The 5,751-nt window shown below is 39.8% G+C and carries 2 protein-coding genes; both read right to left on the bottom strand.

What is annotated here, in order from left to right:
• Positions 1–1,802: condensation domain-containing protein (locus tag F6K15_RS37240; RefSeq protein ID WP_293071065.1), on the bottom strand; the 1,802-nt coding region annotated here is incomplete at its 3' end.
• Positions 1,799–5,751 (bottom strand): non-ribosomal peptide synthetase (locus F6K15_RS37235; RefSeq protein WP_293071064.1); only part of this gene is annotated, 3,953 nt, incomplete at its 5' end. The genes F6K15_RS37240 and F6K15_RS37235, both read right to left, overlap by 4 nt.

Genomic DNA, 5,751 nt, shown 5'->3' with positions numbered 1-5,751 from the left:
ACTATTTCTTCTACCGTCGGGTCAACATATATGCCTATTTGTGTTTCTGGGGTGATGCCTAGATTTAATAGATGGTGGGCTAGTTGGTTGGCTTTTTGGTTGAGTTGGCTGTAGGTTAGTTGTTGGTGTTCAAATCTTAAGGCTACTGCTTCTGGGTTCTTTTCGACAACTTTCTCAAATAACTGGTGGATACATTTATCTTTTGGATAATCTGTTTTACTATTGGTCCATTCTTGCAGTACTTGGTCTAGCTCTGCCTCTCTCATTAATGGCAACTGGCTAATAGGTTGCTCTGGAGTCTCTAATGCTGCTGACAGTAAATTTTCATAATGTGACAGCATACGACTAATTGTTTCTGCCTCAAACAAGTCTCTGTTATAGAAACAGAATCCTTTGATTTCTTCTCCTACTGGCCAAAGATGTAATTCTAAGTCCATCCTCACTGACATCTCAACTCCAGCTCCTTCATACCAACCTACTTCTAAGTTAGGTAAGCTGAAGGATGGTTTGAATGTTTCCTCCTGCTGCACCACAAACATTACCTGAAACAAGGGGTTTTGCGATAAAGAGCGTTCCGGCTGCAACTCTTCTACCAATTTATCAAAGGGTATGTCTTGGTGACTATAAGCTTCTAGGGTTGTTTGTTTGACTCGGTTTAAAACTTCTGTAAAACTAGGGTCTCCTTCCAGGTCTGTATACATCACTAGGGAGTTGACAAAGAATCCAATCAACCCTTCTATTTCACTGCGGTTGCGGTTGGCTATAGCGGAACCTACTGCTATACTCTGTTGACCACTGTAACGAGACAGTAATACTTTAAAGGCTGCTAACAGGGTAATAAATAGTGAGGTTCCCTGCTTTTGGGTGAGTTGTTTAACTTTTGGTGTTAGTGCTGCTGGTATGTTGATGGGTATACCTGTCCCATTAAAAGTTTGAACAGCGGGTCGGGGATGGTCTGTTGGTAGCTGTAGTTGAGGTAAGTCTTGCAGCTTTTGCTTCCAGTAACTTAGTTGGTTTTCGAGGGTTTCACCTTGTAAGTAGTTATTTTGCCACACTGCAAAGTCTGCATATTGTATGGGCAAATCTGGTAATGGGGATGGTTTGTCTTGCAGTATGGCAGTGTAAATAACCGAGAGTTCTTTGGGTAATACTGTCATTGACCAGCCATCGGTTACTATGTGATGTAATGTGATTTGCAGTATGTGTTCTGTTGTTCCTAGTTGATATAAATGAGCGCGTATGGGAGGGTCTACTTCTAGATTGAATGTTTGTTCATTTTCTTGTTGGAGTAGTTGTTGGAGTTTGGTCGTTTGCTCAGATGGTGTTAACTCACTTAGGTCTTTTAATGGTAGTTCTAGTTCAAAGGAAGGTTGAATTATTTGTACTGGTGCGCCATTGATTTCACTAAAGGTGGTTCTCAGGGTTTCATGGCGAGCTATGATTTGGTTGAGACTTTTTTGTAGGACTACATAGTCTAGTTTTCCTACTAGATGCATGGTTAATGGCACATTGTAAGCGTTGCCAACCAAGCCCATTTTTTCTAGGAACCATAGCCTTTTTTGTGCGAATGATAATGGGATCGCCTGTTCTCTAGAAATTGGTTGAATCGAACTAGCTACAGATTCCTGAGTTATTTGTACTTCCCGAAGAAACTCTAAAATTTCTGTTTTGCGCTCCACCATCTTCTGTTTCAGTTCTGGTGTCATTACTCCTTTAGGAGAACGATAGCCAAGTTTATTTTTGTCTATCCAAAGTTTTACACCTAAATTTCGCAGGTAAGAGACAAATTCAACTGTTTTCATAACAATTCCTCCTCATATTCTTCCTCTGTTTCAGAAATTAATGCAGTCTGATCTTGAGCAAGCTGACGTAGCACTTCAATATGTTGAGCTATGCCAGCAATAGTTGGTGACTCAAATAGACGCTGTAAAGTCAGTTCCATCTCAAAAGCTTGACGCAAGCGAGAAATAACCTGAGTAGCCAAAAGAGAATTCCCTCCCAACTCAAAGAAATTATCATCAACTCCTACCTGGGACACCCCAAGCAAATCCTGCCAAATTTGAGCAATTTGACGCTCTATGTCATTTCTCGGCTTGACTTTTTCTTGAGTAGAGCGACCCAAATTACTCTCAGAAAGTAAACCTACATCAATTTCCCCAGTCTCAGTCAAAGGCATTTGTGGCAACTCCACTAAAGCACAACTACTAGGTTTACCCACCGCATCCTGTACCTGACGATCTAGAGAACTTACATTTGGCTTACCTTTACCATTAGTAGTAAAGTAAGCTGTTAATTGTTGCAGACTATCCGAAGTAGAAGTCAGCCTTCTGATATTAAGATTACTACCATCCAAACCCACCATTAAGTAGGGTTGCTTATGGCATAAACCTGCTAACATTGAAGACATACCTTGTGAAATACTCATATCAGAATAACCTTGAGCGCGAGTGAGATATTTCATTTGGTATCCCTTGCTCATACCAGTTTCTGACCATGTTGTCCAAGCAAAACAATAACTATCTAACCCTCCTTGATAGCGCTGGTAATTAGTCAAATTCTCTAGGAAACTGTTAGAACTTGCGTAAGCACCAACTGTTGCACCACCAAAGACACCTGTAGCAGACGAAAAGTTGATAAACAGAGTATTAGGTTGTTTTTGTACCAGTTGATGTAATACCCAAGCACCCCGAACTTTAGGATTAAGCAAAGTTGCCAAATTCTGTTTTGTTTCCTCTTTCAGTAAACTTTCATGGTAACTTCCTGCCAAATGAATCACCCCATCGAGTTTTTGAGTGTTCCATCCAGACAAGGTTTGCTCTACTACCTCCTGCACTGCTGTAATATTGCAGATATCCACCCCTAGGTATATCACCTCACCACCTAGTTTTTGTAATTGTTGGTAAGCTTCGATTTTCTCTGCTAGTTTACCTCCTTGTTGTAAATGGGTTTCCCAACTGTTGTTATCTGGTAGGGCGGTACGACCTAACAGCAATAGTTTCGCCTGATAATGTTCCAGGAGATACTTGGCAATTTCCACCCCTACTCCTCCTAAACCTCCACTGATCAGGTAAGTGCCTTCTGCTTTGAATGGTAATGGTTGTTTAGATAAAGAAGGTAGGTCGATTTTCTCCAGACCTGATACCCAACGCTCTCCATCTCGATAAGCCACTTCTGAATCTTTGGCATCAATAGTTAGTTCCTCAAGTATCAGAACGCTATTGACTTCTAATGATTCTTGTGGTACATCTAGATGCCGACAATGCCAGTGGGGGTTTTCCTGGGGAATAGTTTTCAACAATCCTGGTACTGTTGCTTTTTGATATGCAATGGCTTCTTTGGGATTCAGAGACTGACTCTGACTGGCAACATAAAGCAGTCGTACTGGATTATCTTTACTTTGACTACCAAAAGTTTGTAGGAGGAATAACAGACTGTAAATACCTGTTTTTTGTGCTGTTTCTAGAGTTTCTGTATCGGTAATTTCGAGACTATATTTATCATAATGCCACAGGTGAATAATTGCTCCGATTTGGAGATTTTCTGCTGCTATAGATTGGTGAAGTTTTTGATAGTCTTCTAGAACATCGGGAGCGATTATATAGTGATTTTCATTGATTTTTTTGAAGGTTTCTCCTTGTTCTATCTGCACATAAGGCTGAGAATTTTTGTCTAATTTTTGGCAGATTTTTTGACCTAATCCTAACTTATCTAGAAATACTAAAATTACTCCTATTTGGGCTAGTTTGTGTAGTTGATTATTTCCTTGTTTTCGTCGCCATGTTTTTTGATAAAACCAATCAGGAATTGTGTTGTTATTTTCGGTAATTAAATCTATCCGTTTATTAATTTCAAGAAATTCTCCTGTGGCAAATTTTTGACTGAGTTGAGTTCGTTGAATTTTACCGATAGCCGTTTTGGGAATTAATTCTTTGTCTAGGGGAATTAAATAATCTGGATTAATTCCCATACGTTTGACTACTTGTTCTCTGATGGTTTTTAATAAAGCCAATAACTCTGTATCTTCTGTTTTTTCACTATGGAAAAATATGGCTAGTTTATCGGTATTGCTGTTAGTTTCTCTGACTGCACAAGCTGCGGTGTAAGAAACTTCTATTCCTGGTAATTCTTCTACTGCCGATTCGATTTCATGGCTATAGTAGTTTAAACCGTTGATAATAATTACGTCTTTTTGTCTGCCGGTAATTGTTAAACTTCCGTTCTTGAGAAACCCTAAATCTCCAGTGTTAAACCAACCATCTGTGGTAAAAGCTTCTTTATTTGCCGTGGGATTTTGATAGTAACCTAATGTAACTGATGCTCCTTTAACTTGCACGCGCCCAATAGTTTCTTCTGAGACTATCTGGTTTTGATTATCCACTATTCTGATGGCAAACCCTGGAATGGGAGAACCTACTTCTACAAATTTATCTGCATCGTCTGTTGAGTCTAAGGTAAAGTTATGAGAATAGGCTACACCAGATGCCGTTTCTGACATCCCCCAAGCTGGGTGCATAGCTGTTTTTGGTAATTTCCATTTACTCAGTAGTTTGACAAACTTTCTGGCGGTTTTGGCGACAACTGCTTCACCTCCATTGAGTACGAATTTCATGGAAGATAAATCCCATATTGACTTAGTGCTTGATTTATCGGAATAGTCTAATTCTTCTAAACTCTGATTGACTAATTCGTAAGCAAAGTTAGGTGCCCAAGTAATTGTCGTCCGATATTCAGAAATTAAATCTAACCACCGTGTGGGTGCTTGTAATATCCTCTGGGTTGGTACATGAATTTGCTGACATCCCAAATACACATCCCTGACATGAAACATCACAATTCCACCTACATGGTCTAGAGGAAACCAATTCAAGGAAATATCTTCACAAGTAAAATCGTTAATCTTTGCTGTTGCTGCACTACGACTTAATAAACTACTATGACTTTGCATGACAGCTTTAGGCATCCCTGTGCTGCCTGATGTTAGCAGTAAAATTGCTACATCCTCTGGTTGAGAGCTATGTAAGTTGCTGTCTGGTTCACCTTCGCGCAATTTATCTATGGTTTGTAGCTCGAAGTTACCTAAATTCATACGTTGAGACCACCCACGCACTGATGGAGCTGACTTGGCATCTGTGAGTACCAAAGGTTGCCCTAACAAAGCCCAAGTATTTTGCAGTTTGGTCAGACTACTGTGGGATTGGTCATAACTTGGTGGTATTGATACTGGTACTGGTACAAACCCTCCTAACACACAACCCCAAAATGCACTGATAAAGTCTTGATTTGATTCTAACTGAAATATTACTTTGTCTTCAGGTTTCAACCCTAACTGCCTTAACCCTCCTAATATTCTTTGAGCTTCTTGCCACAACTCATTATAAGTTTGAGTTCTGACTTCCCCATCTGAGTGAATGTAGATCAGACTACTATCTGCGTGCTTTTGTGCTGCTTGTTCTAATGCTTGTGCTAATGTAGTTGGTGCATTTGCTGCCCACTTTATTGTTTCTCCTTCACTGATGGCTGGTTTTTCTGATGTTGATTTTGTCTGTAATTCTGTTGTGGGAATTGACTTTTCTTGTGTGGGAGTTGCACCATTATTAGGCAGTTTTATTTGTTCTGATGGCAGTAAGTCTGATATATGCAATGGTGGTAAATGTGGTATTTTCTGTTGCACTACTACTGCTACTTGTTCTATTTCTGGTACTGCCTTTAGTTGTGTTTCCCATTGTTGCACTAAGTTATCGTCAATTACTG

It is taken from the genome of Okeania sp. SIO2B3, from assembly GCF_010672525.1.
In the GTDB taxonomy this organism is placed as follows: Bacteria; Cyanobacteriota; Cyanobacteriia; order Cyanobacteriales; family Microcoleaceae; genus Okeania.
Note: the sequence above shows the minus strand (reverse complement) of the source record. Positions and strands in the feature narration are given on the sequence as shown.